Genomic DNA, 23,366 nt, shown 5'->3' on the forward strand with positions numbered 1-23,366 from the left:
GATATAGGATATAATCATTTAAGTAATATTGAATGAGGTAAGAAAATGCCTAGTCTAGAAACATTTATTAAAATAGTAAATGAATTGAATACAACATCAGACATAATTCTTAAAGATTCTGTTAAATATGCAAAGCATCATTTGCCAAATGATATAACAGGAAGACTAGAAAATTTAGATGCAAAAGGATTAAAGATTGTTTCAGATGTTTTATATGCTCTAATAAAAAATTTAAATAAAAATCAGAATGATAAGTAGAGAAGAGTTATTTAAACCTGATAACTCTTTTTTAAGATAATTTTATACATTACTCCTCATCTTTCCAGCTTCTTGCCCAATTTTCTAATTCATTAAGTTTTTCTTCAGTTAAGTGTTCATCTTTATGTAATGTAGAAATTGAATGTATAAATTTATCATCATGTTTTTTAACTATTTGTTTTGTGGCCATTAACATTTGTTTATATTTTTCTTCTATTTTTCTGAGTCCCCTTTACCTATACTCCTTAAGATATTATCTTAAATAGTATAGCTATTTTTGCAAATATCTACAGATAATTATTTCTATATTATTGCATATTTATTTTAAAATATATAAAATTATAGAATGAAACAATAGAAATCATTTTTTAGGAGGATATGGTAATTATATGAGCTATTTATTTGATTGTTTATTAAAAACAACAATTATAAGCAGTGTTTCTATCTGTTTATTGCTATTATTAAAAACATGTTTATTTAAAATATTTAGTAAAAAGTTTAACTATTACATTTGGTTAACTATTATACTCAGAATGCTGTTTTTCTTCTTAAGTTATTCTATAGAATTTACTAAAGAAGTATCAAAAAATTATATTTTTATTGATAATTTTACTAATCTAAATAACAAAATTAATCCAACTCTAGATGTTTCGTTTTGGATATTATTGATTTGGGTAATTGGAGCTATAGTATCATTATCTTATACTTTATGTAGATATTTAAAATTTAATAATCTAGTCATTGATACATCTTTTGATGTAGAAGATGTACATATAAATCATACATACAAAAATTTATTACTTGAGTTAAATATAAAAAAGAATATACCTTTAAAGTATACTGAAGAATTAGATAGTCCAGCATGCATGGGTTTATTTAAGCCTTACATATTGTTATTAGATTTTCCATATCAAGAAGATAAAATATACTGGATACTAAAACATGAATTAACTCATTTTAAAAATAAAGATATATTAATAAAGTTTCTAGTATTATTTGCAAAAAGCTTATTTTGGTTTAACCCACTTGTCTATATTATGAGTAAGAAAATAAATGAAGATTGTGAACTTTGTTGTGATGAGAGTGTGCTAAACAATTGTACTTTACGAGAAAAGAAAAAATATGGTTTAGCCTTATTACATGCTATAGAACTTTCTCGTTTAAATAAAGCAGGACTACTAACAACGGAATTTAGTAAATCTAATTTAGAAATAAGACTTGAAAATATAATAAAAAAGAAAGGTAAAAATGGTATACTAATAGGAATATTGGTATTTATAACTTCATGCACATCTTTTTTAGAAATTAATGCTCAAATTCCTATATTAGAAAATATTCCAATTGATAATACAGATGAAGATACAGAGAATACTGGATATTCCTTTTCTGAAACTGTAGACTATACTTATGCAACTGCTCCCGAAGAATATCGAAAACAATATGAAGAAGCATGTAGAGTATCAGGTAAGACTCCAAAAGACTCAGATTTAATAGAAGTACCAGTTGATAATTAAGATTAAATACATATGTTTAGAAAATAGTGTTTATATAGCTTAGACACTATTTTTTTGTTTACATAAATTTTATTTGACTCTTTTTATATCTTTTTGTAGTATTAAACTATAAACGTAAAATTGTATTTTAGGGGGAAAGTATTATGATTAAAAAGATACCTGAAGCAGAATTAAAGGTTATGAAATTTATTTGGAAAATAAACAAAACAGTTCCATCTAAAGAGGTAATAATTGCTATGGAACAACAATTTAATTGGAAACAGACAACAACGTTAACACTTCTAGCAAGACTAATTAATAAAAATTTTTTAACTGCTGAAAAGATAGGAAGATTCACACACTATACAATTCTTGTTGGGGAAGAAGAATACAAAAATTTTGAAACAAGAAACTTTTTTGACACAATACATGACGATTCTAAAGAAAGCTTGATGGCTTCTCTGTATGCAGATAATATATTATCTAAAAAAACATTTGAGTCTTTCAAAGAAAGCTTTAGCACAGAAGAAAATGAATAGTTATATATTTAACCATTTAATCAATACTATATTAAAAACTACTATTGTAAGTAGCTTTGGTATATGTATTTTAATCTTTTTAAAAAGATTTTATTTTAAAAATTTAGCAAAAAATTTAATTATTATATTTGGTTAATTATTATTTTTAGAATGTTATTTTTTATATTTAATTATTCTATAAATTTATATACAGAGAGGATTCAAAAACACACTATTATTAATAGCTTTAATAATAATTTCACTCCAAAAATAAGTATATCTTTTTTTATAATATGTGCTTGGCTAACTGTTACAATAATATATTTATTCTTCATATTATCTAAATATTTTAAATTTAAGAATTTAATCATTGATACTTCTTCTAAAGTAGAATATGAAAGTATTAAAAAAACTTACAAAAACCTATTAATTGAGTTAAATATAAAAAAAGACATAGAAATAAGATATACAGAAGAATTAGAAAGTCATGCTTGTGTAGGATTATTAAAATCATATGTTCTTTTGCCCAATTTAGAATGCAGTGAGGATGATATATATTGGATTTTAAAGCATGAATTAACTCATGTTAAAAACAAAGACATAGTAATAAAGTTTTTAATATTATTTACAAAACGTTTATTTTGGGTTAATCCTTTGGTATATATAATGAGTAAAAAAGTTGCAGATGATTGTGAGCTTTGTTGTGATGAAAGCGTACTTAATAATTGTTCATCAAAAGAAAGAAATTGCTATGGTTTAACACTATTACATGCTATAGAAATTGATAATTTAAATAAAATTGATATGTTAATAACAGAATTTAATAAATCTAACTTAGAAGTAAGATTAGAAAATATAAAAGAAAATGTAGAAGTGGAGTTATAGTAGGAATATTAGCATTTATAATTTCATGCACATCTTTTTTAGAAATTAATGCACAAATACCTATTTTAAAAGAAAATCCTAACGAAAATATCAAAAACATCGAAGAATAAAACAATTATGGACATGCCTTTACAGAAACTGTAGACTACACATATGAAACTGCTCCAGAAAAATACAGAAAGAGATATGAAGAATCTTACAAAATTTTAGGTAAAATTCCCCAAAAATCTGATAAAATAGAAGTATCTACTAATAGCGAATGAAGCTTAAGTAGAAATACTATAATTTTATAGGGGGATTTTATGTTAAAAAAAGTTTTAGCACTTTTATGTTGTTTAATGCTTACATGTACTAATTTAGCATTCGCAGAACAAAATGAAAATACTACAGAAGGGAATAAGATAGTCAATTTTGAGATTTCTGGATATACATTTAAGTATAAAGACGCACCAGATTTTGCAAAAGAAAACTATGAGCAGCTATGCAAACAATTTAATATAGTACCTCAACCAAATGATGAAGTATTTGTTTCAGATAAGAAATCTATGTTTAGTGATGAAGATATGAGTGCAGGTACATATTCAAAAAATTATGGAACATATAACCCAAGTAAAGCAACTATAACAATAACAGGTTCTAGAAACTATACAATAAGCACTAGAGACTTAGTTGGATATGGTCATATTACAAGTGGAAATAATGTTCATTGTGTCCAAATTATGCTATATGATATAGGGTATAATGTTAATATAGATTCACAGTTTGGCCCTATAACATATGATGCTGTAAAGAAATTCCAAAGAGCTTATGCCCTAACTTCTGATGGAGTAGTTGGATATAACACATTTGATAGAATGGCAAATCTTTTAGATATGTAAGTACATAATTATAAAAAAGGGGGTGTTTCAAATTTTTATTTTGAGACATCACCTTTTTTATTTATAAAAATTATTATCTCTAAGAACTTGAGCACGTCTACGATTAATTAAAAACTGTTTTAATTCAGTTAAGCAAAAGAATAAAATAGCTCTATTTTCAAATTCTGTTCTATCAACAGGTAGAGGTTGATTTTGCATACTAAGCATTAACCTGCCCAATTCTTCAAGAAGAAGATTCCCTGTTTCGGCTTCAAATTCAGTATAACCTATCTTATGTATGAAAGCAGATAGAATATGAGCTTGTGGTGGAGTAGAATTTAGTTGAGATATATAACTATACAAGTTTTCTAAGATATCCCGTTGGCTTTTTATAATATCCATATGTTCTAAGAAAAATTTAGTATCACTTAATAAAGTATTATTAATATTATCATAAGTTTCAGAAATACTATTATCAATAAGTGAATTTAAGGTATATAAATCTCTACTGAACCTATTTTCTTTTTTAGGATTTACAATAATATCGGCAATATCTATAAGCACAATACTCACTTCTTCTTGTAATTTTTTTTGAACTTCATAGATTTTATGTATATTTGTTGGAATATACATATTTATTATGACACCTATTCCAGTGCCTATTGCAAATATTCCAGCTTCATTTAAAATCCATTTAATAGATGTTTCTCCTTGGAGGAAGTAATGGGATGCGATTACTACACACATGGCAATAACATCTTGAATTTTTAATAAAAAACAAAGTGGTATAATTATGAATATAAATATTGAAAATGAAGTCAAATTATATCCTAAAATATTAAAACATAAATAGGAAAAAATAGTACATAAAAGAAAGCCATAAACCTTTCCAATAGAGCCTTTAAGAGTTTCTTTTTTAGTGTCCTTTACTGTAAGTAGTACTATAACTCCAGCGACCATTGAGTATTCTAATTTTAACAGCCAAGCAATAGATATAGCAAGAGAGCATCCAAGAGATAATTTTATTACTTTAAGTGAATTAATATTATTCAAATATAAACCTCCTGTAAACAAATATAATAAAGATAATTTTAACATAAAACTAATGGGGTTTGAAATGTAATTAATTATACTTAATTATTTTATTGCCCTATTTAGTTAAATACAATCAATATATTCATATTTTATAAAATTTTTTTATAAAAGTTTAAATTTACAAACTGCCATGAGACTATAAAATAGCAGTAGTTTATTAGAGAAAGAAAATTTAAAATTGATATTAAAGTAACAAATGAAAATAGTCAAAAATGTATATACTATTATTAACAAAAAATAAAATTATATAGTTAATGTAATTTTATAATTGGTTTGGTATGGTGATTTTTAACTTTTATGTTATACTATTTATAAAAGTAGGTATAAATATAAAAATACATAATTAAATATGTATGAGAAGTTTTAAATAGCCTTATTAATGAACTTAATTATTGTTAATAATGACAAATTGGAGGAGATAAACATGAAAATCACTGAAGGATATATGCCTTTTGAAGGTTTTAAGACCTATTACCGTATAGTAGGAGAAGCTACAGAAGGAAAGAAACCATTAGTACTACTTCACGGAGGTCCAGGTTCTACACATAACTACTTTGAAGTATTAGACAAGATAGCTGAAAGTGGTAGACAAGTTATAATGTATGACCAAATTGGTTGTGGTAATTCATTTGTAGAAGGGCATCCGGAGCTATTTAATGCGGACACATGGATCAAAGAGCTTATCGAACTAAGAAAACATCTAGGGCTTGATGAAATTCATCTATTAGGTCAGTCTTGGGGAGGTATGCAGGCTATTTGGTATGCTCTTGAGTATAAACCAAAGGGTATTAAGTCATATATTCTTTCATCTACTCTTTCTTCTGCAAAACTTTGGGAAAAAGAACAAAAAAGAAGAATATCATATATGAGTGAAGCTGACCAAAAGGCGTTACTTGATGCAGTAAATACTGGAGATTACTCTAGTAAAGAATATAATGATGCATTGGAAAAGTTTATGGAGATGTATTGTGCAGGGGAAGTAACTGAAGATTCTCCTGAATGTTTAAGAAGACCTAAAAAATCTGGTTCTGAAGCATATATTGTAGGATGGGGATACAATGAATTTTCTCCTACAGGTACTCTTTCTGGATATGAGTTTACAGATAGATTACATGAAATAAAGGAACCTTGTTTAGTAACTAGTGGAGCGATAGATTTGTGCTCACCATACATTGCAAAGACTATGTATGATAGAATTCCTAATAGCAAATGGGAACTATTTGAATATTCAAGACATATGCCATTTGTTGAAGAAAATGATAAATATATAGAGGTTCTAACTAAATGGTTAAATGAAAATGATTAAGCTTATATAAATTTATAAAAAGGGATTAAACTGATTGTTTAATCTCTTTTTTTTATTATTTTATTATAAAGGGTATTATTTTTTATATGTGATAAATTTTGAATAGAATAATCTGAGCAATCATAAAAAGGTTGCAAATATTTAGAGATAGATAAAAGTCATAAAACTTTAATAAATCATGTAAATTATTAAAAACTACTATAATTAACATATAATAACAGAGTTTAAAAATACTTAGTTTTCTAAGGTTTTAGAAATTTTTTTTAAAATTGGTATAATTATTCTGTTTAAACTTGCTTAAAAAGTATATTTATTATAATAAGAAACAATTATATAGATAGGAATAGATTATTATATTAATATACAAATAAAAATAACTATAGAAGGAAAGGCATATTATGGAAAAGTCAAAAGTTATTGAAATGATAAAAAATAATCCTAATATTATAGCAACTATAAATAATCCAGCTGATGAGATGAAACTACTAGCTATCAAAGAAAACGGACTTGTACTAGAATATATAAATAATCCAACCAGAGAGATGCAAGAATTAGCAATTAATAACAATATTAGAGCAATTAAATTTATAAATGACCCAACAGAAGATATGATGATAAAAGCAGTAAATGATGGATGGAGTATATTAGACTATATAAAAAATCCAACTGATAAAGTGATTAAATTAGCTATAAATCAAGCAGGGTGGGCTATTAAATATTCTAAAAATCCAAGTGAAGAGTTACAATTATTAGCAGTAAGAAAAAATTATGATTCAATAAAGTTTATAAAACAACCTTATGAAAGTGTACAGGAAGAGGCAGTAAAAATAAGTTATGATGCATTAAGATATATAGATTCTCCTAGTTATAATACAGAACTTATAGCTATTAAGAATAATGAGGCAGCTATTAACTTTATAACTAATTTAGATAAGAATAAAATATTAGAATTTTTAAAAGTAAATATTTTAGTGATTAAGTATATTGTAAAAAAAATATCTAAGGATGAGCTAGAAGAAGTATTAAAACAAGTACTATCAAAAGAAGATGTTGAAGAAAAGTATATTAGAGATTTTTTAAATTGTAATATTATAGATAGAAACAGTGACTATATAGCAATAGACAAGATGATGTTTATTTATAAATATGGAAGTAAAACAGCAAAAAAAATAGCTGTAGATGAAAAATTGAAAATTATGTAGGAGAGAGAAAAAATGAATTTTATAGATACATTAAAAAGCGTTGACTTAATATTATCCACTGGAGAAGTACCTCTAATAGTTGGTGAAAGTGGAATAGGAAAAACAGCTCTAGCAAAAAAACTTGCTAAAGAAAATAATTGGAGTTTGATTGTAATTGATGGAAATCTACTTAAAGAAGGTGAAATAGGAGGTCTTCCAACTATAGAATCTTATGTAGGAGTTAATTCTAATGGATATAAGACAGAAAAGAAAACGACAGTATATGCTGTTCATAATAAACTAAGAGAAATTGATGAAGAAATATCTAAAGGAAAAACAGTTATTTTATTTATAGATGAGATAAATCGTTGTGAGCATACTGTACAACAAGAACTTATGAATCTAATTTTAAATAGAGAGATTAATGGATATAAGCTACATGATGATGTAAAGATTTTAGCAGCAATGAATCCATCAAGTAAATATGGTTCAGACTTCGATTATCAAGTTGTAGATATGGATTCAGCTCAAGAAAATAGATTTGTTTGGTTAAATATGGAGAGTGACCATACACAATGGTTGAAATGGGCAATAGATGAAGGCATTGAAAAAAAGATTATAGAGTTTATTTCAACTTTCCCAGAATATCTGCATAAAACAAATGAAGATGACATAAGAGCAACTCCGAGAAGTTATGAAAGAGTTTCTAAAATTTATAAAGTTTATAAGGATAAAAAGAAATCAATTCCTAGAGCAGTATTTTTAAATGTTATAAAGGGGAATGTAGGTAAGGTTATAGCAGAAGAGTTTATAAGTTTTATTGAATCAGATTCCAGCCCATTGATATCTTATGAAGATGTTTTTTTAGGTGATACTATTGATGAACATCTGGTAGAAAGAGTAAAAAATGAAAGTCATACAAGACTTTATTTATCAGCAATAAATATTCTAAAAAATTTAGAATCAAATATGAAAAATGATGAGTATGAATCAAAATATTATATTGATAGGTTTATTGAGTTCTTAAAAATATATCCGATAGATTTAATGATAGGAATTATGAAGGATATTAGAAATAGCTATATTGAAGTGTATAAAAAAGCTATAGAAAATGAAGAGTTTGTAAAATCTTACTTTGAGTCATATCGTTTAATAAGGGGATAGTATATGGAAAATTATTTTGATAAGCAAGCAAAAGAACTCTATATTAAAGCTAGTGAAATTATAAATACTCATTCTATGCTAAAGGCAAATCGTGCTAATGAGAAATTTGAGGTGGATATACCAAAAGATTTTAAAGATGAATTTTTTAGTCTAGTAGATAAAGTTAATTTAAGCCTTATGGAAGAAAAAGATAATTTTTATGGATATTTTTTGTTTCAGATGTCAAGGGAGATAAGATTCGATATAAGTAGTCCTACAGGTGTGAATTTTAAAGGAGCTAAATACGTCATATACTTTAATCCAATAATTTTTTTAACTCTCAATATAGAACAAATGGAAAGTACAATAAAGCATGAAATTTATCATATAGTATCTATGCATTTAGTGAGAGCAAAGGAATTAAAAGGAAAGTATAGTACATTAGCCATTAATATGGCAATGGATATAGTAGTAAACAAATATTTGAATAATTTACCGCCATATGCCACTACTTTAGAATGGGTCAATCTGAAATATTCTCTAAAACTAGAGCCGTATGAGCCTTTTGAGTATTATGTAGAAAAGATTCAAACTGAATTAGATTTGTTAGAAGAAGATGAAGATGGTGAAGAAGATGATAGTGACAAGTATGGAAATATAGAAACTGATTATAGTCCAGAAAAAACTCATGATATATGGGAAGAATCCGATGATATAGATGAAAGAACTCTTAGAGAATTTACAGAAAAATTTATTGATAGTTCTCAAAAAGGTAAAATTCCAGCACACTTGGAAAATATGATAGCAGCCCTTAAAAATAGTAAAGGTGAATTACCATGGAATTTATATCTTAGTAGGTTAATGGGAACAGTTGAAAGCAACAAAAAGAAGACTATAACAAGGAGAAATAGAAGACAGCCTAACCGATTAGATTTAAGAGGAGAACTTAGAAGTCATAAAGCAGAAATAGCAGTTGCTATTGATATAAGTGGAAGTATTAGTGATGAAGAATTTAAACAAGCAATTAAAGAAGTTCTTAATATAGTTAAAAATTATAATCATGAAATTACTATTATAGAGTGTGACAGTGAAATTAGACGTGTATATAAAGCAAAAACTATAAAAGATATAAAAGATAGAGTTAAAATAGGTGGAGGCACAAAATTTACTCCAGTCTTCGAATATGCTAATAATAAAAAGATTAACTTATTAGTTTACTTTACTGATGGTAAGGGTGAAAATAAGCTACAAGTAATACCTAGAGGTTATAAAGTTTTATGGGTTATTTCTGGAAATGGAGATAAACTTTCACTGAGAGAGCATTATGGAGCAGTTAAAAAACTTAGTAAAGTTGAAACAAAAGATGATGCATTAGAGATAAATGATGTTAGAAATGATGGATACTCAATGAATAGCCAAGCACCAATTTTATAAATATTATACTGGATATGATTGTTATGATTTGTTCGATTGTCATGGTTTATTCACTATCAAAAATAATAAAAAATACATTGATTAATAGTCAATGTATTTTTTATTATTTAAACAATAAAAGTTTTACTTAGCTTAAAATCTTAAAATATGGTACAATTAGTATATAGTATATAGTTTTGATGATGTAAATTCAGTTGTCAAAACTATTTTTTGTTAAGGATGGTGAGGTTTTGTGTTTAAGATTGATGATTATATAATGTACGGAATGACAGGTGTTTGTAAAGTTTTGGACATAACAAACGAAAAAATTACAAATGGTGTACAAAAAGAATATTATGTATTAAGTCCCCTTTATTCTAATAATACAATAATAAAAATACCTGTTGATAATAAGAAAGTTCCAATGAGAAAGATACTTTCTGAAGTTACTGTGGCTTCGCTAATAAGTGATATACCAAATATGGATACATCTTGGATAGATAATGAAAAAATGAGAAGTGAGCAATTTAAAGTGATGCTTAGAAGTGGTAAGTGTGAAGAGTTACTTAAATTAATAAGAAGTATATACTGTAATAAAGAATATATAAAATCTCTTGGTAAAAAATCACATCAAGCAGATGATAATATGATGAAAGAAGCAGAAAGATTATTAAATGAAGAGTTTGCAACTGTTTTGAATATTTCTCCTGATGAAGTTACCTCATATATATCAAGTCATATACCGCAATAAAGTATTTTTTATATTATCTCCTACTTACAAAGTATAGCATAGTTAAAAATATAAAAAAAATAAAATAATATTTAAATATAATTTTACAATAAGTGCTTATGAATATTTTATTGGTATTTTTAATTATTTCAGAATATTATTTATTCACATTGCTTTTATTAAAAACTGAATATATAATAATATTATAGGAATCGTTAAAATGATGTTTATAATATATAATTCTTAAAAAATTAAACTATTATTGAAGATACTTTTTAATCAAGGGGATGGTTGAATGGTAAGTTTAATAAGTATGCTAGAAATCTGAAGTAAAATTAATAATATTATAAGAGTATTATCGTTTAAAGTATATGACAATATAAAATATATTTTAGTGTTGATTAATAAGGTGGCTACTATATTAAATAGAAGTCACCTTATTTAATTTTACCTATATCGTAAAAATTTATATTTTACTAAAGTAAAATAGATTAATTTAAGTTACATATAGTTTTAATTTCTCTGTAAAAATCCTATTTTTAGTTTCATATAAACGCACTTTGAACTTAATATCTATCCAGCTTATTATTTTTATATTATTGCTAGAATTAAGTATATTACTAAGCTATTTTTAAATATTAACATTGAATTATTTGGAATTATACCAATATAAACATAAGTTATATTTTATTATAAATAATACAATTTAGATATTTAAGGATTAATTATTTTTCATACATGAAAATATAGATTAGATAAATACTTTTAGTTTAGAAGAGTACATTATAAATATAATCGACAAAATAAGACTAAATATACCTTTATAATTTAAATTGATATATTTGTTGTATATTTATAGTGTAACTTGAAAAATTATAGATATACAAAATTTAGACTATTTCTAAAAGAGTAATATATAATAATTACTATAGTTTGTTTTTAATCAAACTTTTCTATATTAATTAAGTAAATGTTGAGTTAACAGATAAAAAATAATTGATTTTGAAGAATTTAAATTTATTAAGTTAATTAAAAATATAACAATTATTTAAAAATTAAAAATAGTTAGTTAAAATTGATTAGAATATTCTTTTTTTTAATTTTATTATTGATAATGTTTCTTAAATAACAAATGCTCTTTGACGTCGTATAGTCTAAGCAGTATAAGTTGCATATCAAAAACCTATCTAATAAATAATATGAATCTATAAAACAATAAAATTTCATCTCTAAAAAACTATTTTGACGCTTAGTTTAACTTATATTTCCAGACGAAAAATTTATATAATATACTTGACAAGTATAATTTGATTTATTCTAATTATTTACTGTCGATTATTCGATTTTTTTCTTATTTTTTTGTTGCATATAAGTATGTGTTTATGGTACGATTTACATGGTGAAATAAATAAAGGGAGGTGAAAAATAAATATTCGTGAAAAAGTTTTCAAGTTGAGGTATTTTATGGTTAATAAATTATAAATAGTATCACCTCAATTAATAATATCAAAGCGAATATCTAGGTAATCACTTTAAAACAACAGTTTTTATATTTAGATTCACAGAATGCATGTGTATATTTAATAAGAAATAAATTTAATCTGTGAATAGATAGTAGTTTATTTATTTAAGTTGACAAGTAATTGAATGAAGTATTTAGAAATTTAAAAAACAAGTAAAGACAGTATTTAATTTGAATAAATACATGTTGCTTTATTCAAAACTCCTTTAAAAAGGCAATAGTAATATGATTACGCAATTTGCCACAAAAGGAGGAATTTAGTTTGTAAAATACTATCAAGTAAAAAAATAAGAATTGCATATAGTGAAGATTTTTTCATTTAATTAGGAGTAGTTAAATTAGAAAAAATTGCTAGAGTGATGAATTTAGAAGTTAGATATAAAATTATCCATTATGTTATGGCAATATTGTATTTAAGCTAAATAATAATTAATGAACTAATAATTTATAGTTTGGTTTTTTGTGGTGTTAATTTATAAAGATAACAGGTTATAAATATACCTGACAATAATGAATTTATATAATTTAAATTTATAGATATAGTATTTAAATTTATTGACAATAAAGATATTAATCTTTATGCCATGAAAACATCTAGATTCTACAAATAAAAACGCAATTATCTTAATAATTATTACGAATTGTTTTACAAAACAATATCACCATATCTTTCATTAAAAGAAAGAGTCTGGATAAAACGTAGAAAATATAAAAATACAATTAAGAAAGGATTTAAACTTATGAGCACAACAGTAAATAAAAAGGGTAAATTCCCTATAGGATTTTATATCTGTGCAACAACTTTCTCGTTTGAAAGAGCAGCATATTATTCTGCAAAGTTTTTAATTTATATATTCCTTACAACAGCTATTGTTAAAGGTGGTCTTGGAATAGATAAAGGACAAGCAGCTATAATGCAAGCTAACCTTGTTGCATTCACATATTTCGCACCAATAATTGGAGGATATATATCAGATAGATGGATAGGAGCTAGATATACTATACCTATAGGTATGCTTATCATGGGGGTAGGATACTATCTTGGTTCTATTGCAACTACAGTTTCTATGGTAAATGCAATGATAATTCTAGTTTCAATTGGTACTGCATTCTTTAAAGGAAATGTATCAGCAGTAAATGGACAACTTTTTGATAATCAAGAAGAACTTGATACAGCATTCTCTGTACAATATTCTTTTGTTAATATAGGTTCTTTCATCGGAACAACAGCAGTTGGTATACTTTATCTTAAGACATTTGCTAAAAATGGAATACTTGGTTTCTCTCAATGTTTCTTCATAGCAGCTGTTCTTTGTGTAATCGGTGCAATCTGGTTCACATATGGATGGAGATTCCTTGGAAATGCAGGGAAAAGACCTTTTAAAGAAGGTGTAGTAGCTGAGAAAGTTAAAGAAAAAGATAATACTCCTCTTACAAGTATGGATAAGAAGAGAATTTGGGCTATTATACTTATTTCATTCTTCTCTGTAGTTTTCTGGTTATTCTGGTACCTAACTTATCTTGCAGTTTATGATTATGGTGCAGCATTTGTAAACATGACTATTGGAGGGTTTGAAGTTCCTCTTGCTTGGTTCGACTCATTAAATGCACTTGTATGTATTGTACTAGGTCCAGTTCTTGGAGCATTATGGTTTAAGCTTGCTAGTAGACCACAAGGTGATATAAGTTTATTTAAAAAGACAGGTCTTGGATTAATATTCTTAGGGCTTGCATTCTTAATGCTTGTTGGAGCAGAGCTTACAAGAGGTGTTGGAGCTCCTGAAACTGCTAAAGCTAGTATAATATGGATAGTTATGTTTGGTATACTTCTAAGTTTTGGGGAAATGTTATTCTCACCACTTGGTAACTCTTTTGTAAGTAAGTATGCTCCTAAAAAACTTCTAGGTGTTCTTATGGGGGTTTGGACATTTGCTACTTTCATAGCTGGTCAAGGATATGGATATATATATGCATTTACTCTTAAGTTTGAGATGATTAAAGTATATACTATAATTCCAGTGATACTATTTGTTGCAGCTATATTATTATTCTTATTTGACAAGACATTAAATAAACTTGTTGAGGATGATAAATAATCAGTAGATAACTATACTATGTATATTAATCTATGATAGTTATATTGTATTAGATTGATATATAGCTAATTGATAATAATCATATAAAGTGTTACTTTTTAACATGATGTATAGTGAAATAAATTTGTTAAACAAAATATATAAATAAAAATACTAGTCAATTAAGACTAGTATTTTTATTTATTGTTAAATTAGATAAAGTATTAATACACAATTTCTCCACTTAAAATAGTATAGGCACTTCCTCCAATTTTTACAGAAGAGATATCATTGTTTTCTTTAGCTATATTTACATATACCTTTCCAGGTCTATTTATAAAGTTTCCTTCTTCACCAATAAAGTCAGTTTTATCTAAAATACTGTGTTGTACTATATAAGATGATACACAAGCATTGCCAGTTCCACATACAGGGTCTTCTGTTACTCCTACATATGGAGCTATAGATCTTAAATGATAGTCACATTTTTTATCTAGAGTTTCTACACAAAATGGAGTTATTCCAATTAAATTATTATCAGCACTAAATTCTTTTATTTTATTTAAGTCTGGAGAAATATTTTCTAAATCATCTAGAGACTTTAATCCAAAGACAAGCCACCAAATTCCTGTATTTACTTTCATAATTGGATATTCAAGAAGTCTATCTTCTTTTACACCTATCATTTGTGCCAGTTCTTTTCTACAGCTATTTAGATTTTCGAATTTAGGAGGATTTTGTTCCATCATAAATATGTTTTCATTATCTATTTTTTTAAGTTCTACAGATAGTACACCAGCTTTTGTCTCTTGATAAAAGATATTCTTGTTAGCATCAAGTTTTTCCTCTTCTAAAAGAGCATGGAATGTTCCTATTGTAGCATGACCACACAAGTCAACTTCTAAGCCAGGTGTGAAAAATTGAACCTTGAAATCTGCTACATCTGATTCTGAGACAAATGCAGTCTCTGATAAATTCATTTCCTTTGCTATATTCTGTTTGATTTCGTTAGAAATATTGGATGCATCTGTGACTACACCAGCAGGATTTCCTCCAAAAGGTATAGTTGTAAATGCATCAACTTGTTTGATTTTAACTTTATTCATCTTTAAGACCCCCTTTTATTTTTTGTGAAATATAAATTTCATGTTGTATGTATTGATTTCCAATATATAAAATATTAGAATTTTTTGTCCAAATTGAAATAGCTTCATTACCTTCAGATAAATTTCCTGTTAATATTTCAGAATCATCTACAATTAAAAGAATACCTTTATAAAGTTTTTTATTTTTAAGTGTAGCTTCATTACCTCCATGAATATGAATGTTGCTTAGACCCTCTATATTTTTATCTTCCAAAAGTAGTATTTCAACATTAATATTTTTTTTAGAAGCAGTTAAAAGCTCATCTTTTAGGTTGAGAATTTCTTCATGTGAACAAGAAATTATAATTTCTTGTTTGGCATTATTTATCATTTCGATTGCTTTTTTTAATATATTTTTAGTGCCTTTTATGTTTAAAACATATTCTATACTTTTTCCTTTATTTAATATCTGTAAATTGTTTTCTAGTTTGTCCATAGAATTATTGAATTCTTCTTTTTTACTTTTTAGTAATTCATTAGGGTTTATAGGTACATATTTTATAGGGTCAGTTTCAATATTGATAATTATATTATTGTTAAGTAATTTTGTTATATTTTCATAGACTTTTGATTGTGGTACACCTGATAATTTACTTATTTCATATCCAGTTAGAGGGTTTTCCTTTAATAATGATATGTAGATTTGTGATTCATATTTGGTAAATCCTATGTTTTGTAGTTCATTAACTATAGCATCCATATATAAACTCCTTTAATAAAAATATAATAACTACCTTAGTAGGTACTAATATTATTTTATAATGTATATATATAATTGTCAATCATATGAAGTAAAAAATTAAGTTACAAATTAGAAAAGTTTTTTAGTGTATTTTTGAAATGAAGTTCAAATTTAGTTAACAACTAAATAAAATTTACAGATTTTTATAATTACTACATAAGTAACAGCTGAACTTACAGCCTAGTGCAGAAACCCCACCACTTTAGGTGTAGGATGGATAGTATAAAAAGTATTGACATAAATAAGTTTAATTAATGTTTGACTATAATGATAATCTTAAGAGTGTTAAAAATGAATGGTTACAAAAAAGTGACTAATTGAACTAGTACATAAGTCGTAGTATATTAATATCAAGAAAACAATAAAAATAATAAAGGAGATATATATTATGGCAAAAATAATAAATAACAATGAATTTATAAATGAAGTAGAAAACAAAGAAGGGTTAGTAGTCGTAGATTTCTTTGCTACATGGTGTGGACCTTGTAAAATGTTATCACCAGTATACGAGGCTTTAGGAAATGATATGACTGAAAAAGCAAATTTCTTAAAAGTAGATATAGACCAAAGTATGGAATTAGCTCAAAAGTTTGAAGTGTCTACAGTACCAACTGTAATAATATTTAAAGATGGTAAACCTATAGATAGATTAATAGGGTTTATACCTAAAGATAATTTAAAAAATAAAATTGAATCATATATATAATTAATTTAAATCATATATATAAACAAAAAAACTCATTATAAAGTGAGTTTTTTATTTATAAGATTTATTTATGTAGTTACAAATAAGTGCCTAATTGTCAGTGATGTTGGCTATTGATATATTATTTATATAAAAGAAAAAAGAAAGGTTATTAGAAAATAGGTGAGATTATGAGATATGACATTGCAATAATAGGAAGTGGACCAGCAGGGCAAGGTCAAACTGCTGTATCTAGTGCAATTTCACATTTAGATAAACAGAAAATAAAGAAATCTGTACTTGTTGATACTTATTAAATAAAAGTAAATAGTAGTACTAGTAGTTATAACCATAAGTTTATAATTATAATATAGTTAATAAATTTTCACAGATATTTGAAATTATTATAAGTATTTATTGTTGTTTTATATAATATTGAAAGAGGCATTTAAAGTTAATAAAATAAAAATTACAGGTATTATTTATTTAATACACTCCCAACACTAAAAGAAGTTATTTCAAAATAAAGATTTGACTACAGCAAAAAGTGGACTCTATCAGATGAGTTCACTTTTTTTGTAAAGTATTAAACAATCTATATGTAAATAAAAAAGGGTATCTCATTTATAATTTAAGAATATTGTAAGACCCCCTTTTTTTAAGTGTGCAATAAAATTGTCTTTTTAGCTATTACTAAAAAGGAATAAAAAAATTTTATTTAAAAGCCAAATTTTTAATAGCATATAAATGATTCTCTTTCGTATTTTAAAATTTGACAAACTCAAGTTTTAGTTAAGAGCTTGTTTAATATAGGTTATGTTCTTATAAAGAATTTCGTTAATTAATTCTTATTAATCTATATTTTGGATTTATTAAATATGATGGAAAAGTTAATAATTATATTGGTAGAGATATTAAATAGAATAGTAATTAAGCATAAATTTGACAAGTGTGAGTATTTGAATAATAATAGGGTTAGGTTTTATATAAGAATTAAATAATTATAAAGAATAATTAACATTCAATAAACATTCATTATATATAATGGATAAGTTGATATTTTATTTAGGAGATGATTATATGAGAGTATTGGTAATAGAAGATAATAAAGAGCTTTCTTATAATATGAAGATAGGGTTGGAAAATGAAGGATTAGTAGTAGATATAGCAAATTGTGGATTAGATGGAGAAGAAAAAGCATTTATAAATGACTATGATGCTATATTATTGGATTTAAATTTACCAGATAGAGATGGTCTAGAGATATTAGAATTTTTTAGAAGTAATAATCTAAATACACCTATAATAATTGTAACAGCAAGAGATGAAGTAAATGAATTGGCAAAAGGACTTGATTTAGGAGCTGATGATTATATAGTAAAACCATTTCAAATTATAGAATTGAGAGCTAGGATACAAGCAGTTATAAGAAGATTTTATGGTAGGACAAATCCAAATATAGAGGCAGGTCCTGTCAAAATAAATCCATCATCTAGAAAAGTGTACGTGTATGATAAAGAAGTAAGTCTAGGAACTAAAGAGTTTGATATAGCAGAATATATTGCAAGTAGATATCCAGACATCGTATCAAGTATAGATATATCAGAACATGTTTATGATGAATACTTTGACCCATTATCATCTGTATTAAGGGTACATATAGCTAGATTAAAAAAGAAATTAAGAGAAGTTGCAGGAAAAGAGATAATAATAACTACTAGAGGGATAGGATATTCTATATGCAAGGATTAAAAGATAAAAAAACTATAGTTTTAATTTTATATTCTGTTATAGTCTTTATAATTTTTACAGTAGGTTTGAAATATATTATAAATATATCTAATACAAGTAAAGAATTAATGGCTAGTGATTCAAATTCATATTATGGAATAAATATAGATAATACTTATAACACTATGGAAGATAATACTTTAGATGAAAGATTAATTTCTGATTATAATCTTGCCCTTAATGGTAATTTTAATATAATTATAATGTTGTTTTTTGCTTTTATAGTGACTTCTAACTTTATCCTTTTAGCAATATTGAATAGATTAGAGTTTAAAGAAAGAATGGGGATATTAAATAATATAAATAATATAGAAGATGAAGACGAAGTATTGAGTATAGACCCCATTATGTCTAAAGTATATAAAGATTTAAAAGATAAGTTTGATTCTCATATTGAAGATTATAAAAGATTAAATTCATATTTATCTCATGAACAAAAAAATGCCATAGCAATACTTAGAACAAGTTTAGAGTTAAGTGGAAATGAAGAATTGTTAAATACTCTTAATAATGTTTCAAATACTGTAGAAGATGTACTTGCAATAAGTGATACAAAAAATAATGAAGATATGTATGAAGTTGATATAGCTTTAATATGTGCGCAAGTATGTGACCACTATTCTAAAGTATATGATAATTTAAGTTTTGATTTTGATGAAGATGAAAATATGAGTATCTATGGGAAAGAAAAGTGGATTTATAGAGGTGTATCTAACCTTTTGGACAATGCAATAAAATATGGTGAAGGTAAAGATATCTGTGTAAATGTGAAAAATCAAAAAGGTAGTGTTATTGTATCAGTAAAAGATAATGGTATTGGAATGAATAAATATAGTATGAAAAAAATATTTTATGACAGATATAGAATAAATGAATTGAATAAAGATGGATATGGTATAGGTCTTAGTTTAGTAAAACATGTATGTAATTTATGTAACGGATTTGTATGGGTAGAAAGTGAAGAAGGTAAAGGTTCAACTTTTTATCTAGTATTTAAAGAATATAAGTAACAAATTAAGATAGATATAATAATTCTAAGACATTATTGAATTGGTAAGAGGAGATGTGAAGTGTATATTTTAAATAATGCAATCAAAAACTTACTTAGAAATAAATTGCGTAGTTCATTTAGTGTAGTTGTTATGTTATTGATGGTCTTAGCAATATTGATTTCCTCAATAATAAATTCGAACGTTAATGTGATAAAGGCAAATTATGAGAAAAAATTTGAATCAGAAGTTCAAATTAAGCTTGATAGTAAAAAACTTGTTCAGGATAATTCAGGAAAGTCTATGATAAAATATAGTAACTTGAGTGTAAATGATTATTTAAATTTTGCAAAGTCAAAATATGTAAAAAAAGTATCTTTTATTGGAAATATCACAGCACACTTTGATGATAACAAATATAATTCTAATGATGACAGGCAAATCGTAGATAATGATATGAGGACTAAAAATTATGGAATTATAGGATATACAGAAAAGAATGAAAGTTTTAAACACTATAACCTGGAGAAGGTAAAAGGAAGAGTATTTCAAAAAGATAATGAATGTATGGTAAGTAAAGAATTTATTGATATTAATAAGTTAAAAATTGGAGATACTATATCTCTATTAAGTGATTATAGTACTAATACTAAACTAAATTTAAAAATAGTAGGAATATATAAGAAAAAAGATACTAAGAATGTTAAAGATATAGAAATGGTTCAAGATGAAAGTATCTATAATAGTATATTAACTACGTACAATACTTTAGTAGAATTTGAAAAGAAGATTGAATCGGAAAAACCAATAATTTATACAAATGCTAGGTTTTTATTGAGAGACTCTAATAGTAGAAAAGATTTTGAGAAAGAGATAAGAGATAAAGGTCTAAGTGACATTTATAAAGTTACTATAGATGAGTTTGCGTACAGTAAATTAATAGCACCAATGCAACGTTTGTCTAATATAGCTTTTACAGTTACGCTTGGAATATTAATATTAGGTTCGATATTATTGATGATAAATTCTATAATAGCAATAAAAAAAATAAAGTATTACATTGGTGTGTTAATATTAATTGGAATGCCTAAATTTAAGATAGTTCAGAGTTTTATATGTGAAAGTATTATTATAACTTTAGTGTGCCTTATACTTGGAGGAGGAATTGTAAGTATATCAGCTTCAAAAATATCAAATTATGTTTTTAAATATCAAAATCAATATAATGTAATACATAATGTTGATTTACTGAATAATAGAGAATATAAAAATATAGATATAAATAGTGATGATATCAAACAAGAAACAAAAAGTTTAAGAGATAAATTAATTCCAAATTTGATATTTAAGATAATTATTGTAGCGATAATATTGATATTATTAACTGGTATAGTAGCCGTATATAGTACAATTGTATATAAACCAATACAGATAATTTATGATAGAAATTAGGTGATGTAAATTGGTAATGCTAGAACTGATAGATGTTAATTATAAATATGAGGGAAGCAATAAATATGTATTAAAAGATGTAAGTGCCAAATTTGAAGCTGGAAAAATGTATGTTATTATAGGAAAGCCTCGGGCAGGAAAGAGTACTTTGTTATCTATAATATCAGGTCTTGATGATTATACTGATGGAAGTATTATTTACAAGGGTAAGGATTTAAGAGATATAAATAAGGATATGTATAGAAATAAGGATATAGGAGCTATATTTAAAGATTATAATTTATTAAATAATGAAACTATTTTGGAGAATATGTTTTTACCAATGAGAATTAGTGAAAATAAGAAAAAGAATAAAAAGGAAATAGTATATAAAATTCTACAAAAGGTAGGAATTGATAAAGAAAAAGTAATGGATAGAGTAGAAAGCTTATCTTATTATGATAAACAAAAAGTGTGTATTGCTAAGTCATTATCTAATAATCCTGAATTAATAGTATGTGATGATATTATAGAAAGCACGGATGATAAAAGTGAAGAAAGTCTAATAAATGTGTTTTACAATTTGGCACATAAAGATAATAAATGTGTGATAATAGCAACAAGTTCAGAGGAAGTTGCTTTATTTGCTGATGAGATATGGGGAATAAATAATGGAAACTTGATGTTTATAAAAAGTAAAGATAACAATATAGATTAAAATAAATAAAGGAGGGTGTCTCAAAATGAGCTTTTTAGTTCATGAGATACTCTTTTTTGTATGAAATCAAATATATTTTCAGCATTTCAACAATGAAAAAGAGGCTTATCTCTATCTTGAGACAGGCCCCTCTTTATCTTTAAAAAAACATATAAAAATTTATATTTTTACTTTGTATATGGTGAACATATAAAACTATTAGAATATAAAAAATAGGTGTCTTGACCAATAATCAAACTTTCATACTAGTCAAAGAGGATGAGGTATTTATAAGGTTTATTTGATGGATTGCCATTCTTCCTTTATAATTCCATATTCATAAGTGTCTTGCCATATAGGGTTACCATTTTTATCTTTGAAAAACCAAGTATTCTTGACAAGATGTCCTTCTCTACGCATATGTAATCGTTCAAGTAACTTCCAAGATGCTACATTAAGGGGATTACAAAAGGCAATAATTCTATGAGCATTGTGATGAACAAATAAGTCATTTATTAAGGCGCTCGCAGCCTCTGTTGCAAAACCATTCCCTTGATAATTGCTGTTGAAAACATAGCCTAACTCCCATGTTTCAAAGTCTTTTTTTGCTAAATAAATATTCCCAATTAGTTTATTTGTGTTTCGTAGACAAACTGCCCAAAAGTCTGGATTGTTTGAACGGTTAATTGCCTCTTCCTTTGATTGATTCTCTGTAAATACCTCATAAGGTTCATACTTTACTGTATCTTCTTGTGATAAATATTCAAACAAATCTTGCCAATCGTCAGGTGAAAACTGACGAATGATTAATCGTTCTGTCTTCATTTAAATCCCCCTATTTTATAAGTAATAACCCATAGTAAATCTTTTAAAGACCTAATAAAAAAGCTAACATGGGTTTCTTTAATTCTAGTATTTTAGTATGTATCTGTCAAATATAAAGATACTGTTATAGAAGTTGTTTTAGATTGAAATTATATGAAAAACACCTAAATAACACGAAAATGAGCTACAGTTGGGGGGAACTGTAGCCCATTCTATTTTGGGGGAGATAGGTTGAACTTATTGGTTATCCGTATCATATTTTTAGTATAGTCACTTATTTTAAATTATATACATTTTTTTATAAATTTTACATAAAATGTTAAATGTTATGATTGATTAGGTATTATTAGAGGTGATAAAGTTTTAATTATAGAAAATTAATGAAAAAATGTATTATAAATAATTGGAAAATATTATATAAGGTATTAAAATATTAATGTATTTACAGCAATTTAGGAAAAAATATGAAATCTATTCGTAAATATAAAATAAAAATATAATTAAAAAAATATTTGAAAAAAATTCATATAAAGAATCTTTTATATTAATCTAATTTTTGGGTATACCTATTTTAAAAAAAATTAT

21 protein-coding genes and 2 pseudogenes are annotated in these 23,366 nt (G+C 25.5%); 18 read left to right on the top strand and 5 right to left on the bottom strand.

What is annotated here, in order from left to right; genetic code table 11:
- Nucleotides 1-45: 45 nt before the first annotated feature.
- Entirely contained in the window at nucleotides 46-258 is a 213-nt protein-coding gene (locus KGF48_RS09290) for a hypothetical protein (RefSeq protein WP_227838924.1), read from the top strand.
- 49 nt (nucleotides 259-307) lie between these two features.
- On the opposite strand, the gene KGF48_RS09295 is transcribed toward KGF48_RS09290, so the two are convergent.
- Complete coding sequence (locus KGF48_RS09295; protein ID WP_227838923.1) at nucleotides 308-454, bottom strand: hypothetical protein; 147 nt, start codon at nucleotides 452-454, stop codon at nucleotides 308-310.
- Between the two features lie 193 nt (nucleotides 455-647).
- On the opposite strand from KGF48_RS09295, the gene KGF48_RS09300 reads away from it, so the two are divergent.
- From KGF48_RS09300 to KGF48_RS09315, 5 genes and pseudogenes are all read left to right on the top strand, one after another.
- Complete coding sequence (locus KGF48_RS09300) at nucleotides 648-1,772, top strand: M56 family metallopeptidase (protein WP_227867961.1); 1,125 nt, start codon at nucleotides 648-650, stop codon at nucleotides 1,770-1,772.
- Nucleotides 1,773-1,912: 140 nt separating this feature from the next.
- The gene (locus tag KGF48_RS09305) at nucleotides 1,913-2,290 is read left to right on the top strand and encodes a BlaI/MecI/CopY family transcriptional regulator (RefSeq protein WP_413894798.1); all 378 of its coding nucleotides are present in this window, start codon (nucleotides 1,913-1,915) and stop codon (nucleotides 2,288-2,290) included.
- Between the two features lie 114 nt (nucleotides 2,291-2,404).
- Nucleotides 2,405-3,154, top strand: a pseudogene (locus tag KGF48_RS09310) (M56 family metallopeptidase); the annotation flags it as partial.
- 152 nt (nucleotides 3,155-3,306) lie between these two features.
- Nucleotides 3,307-3,417, top strand: a pseudogene (locus KGF48_RS20665) (hypothetical protein); the annotation flags it as partial.
- A gap of 39 nt (nucleotides 3,418-3,456) precedes the next feature.
- A complete protein-coding gene (locus KGF48_RS09315; protein ID WP_227841258.1) occupies nucleotides 3,457-4,032 on the top strand; it encodes a peptidoglycan-binding domain-containing protein in 576 nt (191 codons plus the stop codon).
- Nucleotides 4,033-4,089: 57 nt separating this feature from the next.
- Here the strand turns inward: KGF48_RS09315 and KGF48_RS09320 are convergent, their stop codons facing one another.
- Complete coding sequence (locus tag KGF48_RS09320; RefSeq protein ID WP_227830052.1) at nucleotides 4,090-5,064, bottom strand: aromatic acid exporter family protein; 975 nt, start codon at nucleotides 5,062-5,064, stop codon at nucleotides 4,090-4,092.
- A 466-nt stretch (nucleotides 5,065-5,530) separates the two neighbouring features.
- On the opposite strand from KGF48_RS09320, the gene pepI reads away from it, so the two are divergent.
- The 6 genes from pepI to KGF48_RS09350 all read left to right on the top strand — a co-directional run bounded on the left by pepI (nucleotide 5,531) and on the right by KGF48_RS09350 (nucleotide 14,497).
- The gene (gene pepI / locus KGF48_RS09325; protein WP_227841259.1) at nucleotides 5,531-6,412 is read left to right on the top strand and encodes a proline iminopeptidase; all 882 of its coding nucleotides are present in this window, start codon (nucleotides 5,531-5,533) and stop codon (nucleotides 6,410-6,412) included.
- Between the two features lie 398 nt (nucleotides 6,413-6,810).
- A complete protein-coding gene (locus KGF48_RS09330) occupies nucleotides 6,811-7,614 on the top strand; it encodes a hypothetical protein (protein WP_227841260.1) in 804 nt (267 codons plus the stop codon).
- 12 nt (nucleotides 7,615-7,626) lie between these two features.
- Nucleotides 7,627-8,757: an AAA family ATPase gene (locus KGF48_RS09335; protein ID WP_227841261.1), complete on the top strand. Its 1,131-nt coding sequence runs from the start codon at nucleotides 7,627-7,629 to the stop codon at nucleotides 8,755-8,757.
- 3 nt (nucleotides 8,758-8,760) lie between these two features.
- A complete protein-coding gene (locus KGF48_RS09340; RefSeq protein WP_227867962.1) occupies nucleotides 8,761-10,170 on the top strand; it encodes a VWA-like domain-containing protein in 1,410 nt (469 codons plus the stop codon).
- A 232-nt stretch (nucleotides 10,171-10,402) separates the two neighbouring features.
- The gene (locus KGF48_RS09345; protein WP_227841263.1) at nucleotides 10,403-10,900 is read left to right on the top strand and encodes a CarD family transcriptional regulator; all 498 of its coding nucleotides are present in this window, start codon (nucleotides 10,403-10,405) and stop codon (nucleotides 10,898-10,900) included.
- 2,241 nt (nucleotides 10,901-13,141) lie between these two features.
- Nucleotides 13,142-14,497, top strand: coding sequence for a peptide MFS transporter (locus tag KGF48_RS09350; RefSeq protein WP_227829633.1), 1,356 nt, complete (start codon nucleotides 13,142-13,144; stop codon nucleotides 14,495-14,497).
- Nucleotides 14,498-14,700: 203 nt separating this feature from the next.
- Here KGF48_RS09350 and KGF48_RS09355 read toward each other — a convergent pair whose 3' ends face one another.
- Nucleotides 14,701-15,582, bottom strand: coding sequence for a PhzF family phenazine biosynthesis protein (locus KGF48_RS09355; RefSeq protein ID WP_227839801.1), 882 nt, complete (start codon nucleotides 15,580-15,582; stop codon nucleotides 14,701-14,703).
- Complete coding sequence (locus KGF48_RS09360; protein ID WP_227839802.1) at nucleotides 15,575-16,321, bottom strand: helix-turn-helix domain-containing protein; 747 nt, start codon at nucleotides 16,319-16,321, stop codon at nucleotides 15,575-15,577. Before KGF48_RS09360 ends, KGF48_RS09355 begins: the two co-directional genes overlap by 8 nt.
- 430 nt (nucleotides 16,322-16,751) lie before the next feature.
- On the opposite strand from KGF48_RS09360, the gene trxA reads away from it, so the two are divergent.
- The 6 genes from trxA (at nucleotide 16,752) to KGF48_RS09385 (ending at nucleotide 21,977) form a co-directional block, all read left to right on the top strand.
- On the top strand, nucleotides 16,752-17,069 hold the full coding sequence (trxA, locus tag KGF48_RS09365; protein ID WP_227839803.1) for a thioredoxin: 318 nt from the start codon (nucleotides 16,752-16,754) through the stop codon (nucleotides 17,067-17,069).
- A gap of 170 nt (nucleotides 17,070-17,239) precedes the next feature.
- The gene (locus KGF48_RS20325; RefSeq protein ID WP_255606358.1) at nucleotides 17,240-17,365 is read left to right on the top strand and encodes a hypothetical protein; all 126 of its coding nucleotides are present in this window, start codon (nucleotides 17,240-17,242) and stop codon (nucleotides 17,363-17,365) included.
- Between the two features lie 763 nt (nucleotides 17,366-18,128).
- A complete protein-coding gene (locus KGF48_RS09370) occupies nucleotides 18,129-18,800 on the top strand; it encodes a response regulator transcription factor (protein ID WP_227839804.1) in 672 nt (223 codons plus the stop codon).
- Nucleotides 18,788-19,849: a sensor histidine kinase gene (locus KGF48_RS09375; protein WP_227839805.1), complete on the top strand. Its 1,062-nt coding sequence runs from the start codon at nucleotides 18,788-18,790 to the stop codon at nucleotides 19,847-19,849. Before KGF48_RS09370 ends, KGF48_RS09375 begins: the two co-directional genes overlap by 13 nt.
- A 60-nt stretch (nucleotides 19,850-19,909) precedes the next feature.
- On the top strand, nucleotides 19,910-21,280 hold the full coding sequence (locus KGF48_RS09380; RefSeq protein ID WP_227867963.1) for an FtsX-like permease family protein: 1,371 nt from the start codon (nucleotides 19,910-19,912) through the stop codon (nucleotides 21,278-21,280).
- Nucleotides 21,281-21,296: 16 nt separating this feature from the next.
- Nucleotides 21,297-21,977 (top strand): ABC transporter ATP-binding protein, encoded by a 681-nt coding sequence (locus tag KGF48_RS09385; RefSeq protein ID WP_227867964.1) that lies wholly within the window; start codon nucleotides 21,297-21,299, stop codon nucleotides 21,975-21,977.
- A 276-nt stretch (nucleotides 21,978-22,253) separates the two neighbouring features.
- Here the strand turns inward: KGF48_RS09385 and KGF48_RS09390 are convergent, their stop codons facing one another.
- A complete protein-coding gene (locus tag KGF48_RS09390; RefSeq protein WP_227839808.1) occupies nucleotides 22,254-22,781 on the bottom strand; it encodes a GNAT family N-acetyltransferase in 528 nt (175 codons plus the stop codon).
- Nucleotides 22,782-23,366 lie beyond the last annotated feature (585 nt).

Source organism: Clostridioides sp. ZZV15-6388, from assembly GCF_020657755.1.
Lineage (GTDB): Bacteria > Bacillota > Clostridia > Peptostreptococcales > Peptostreptococcaceae > Clostridioides.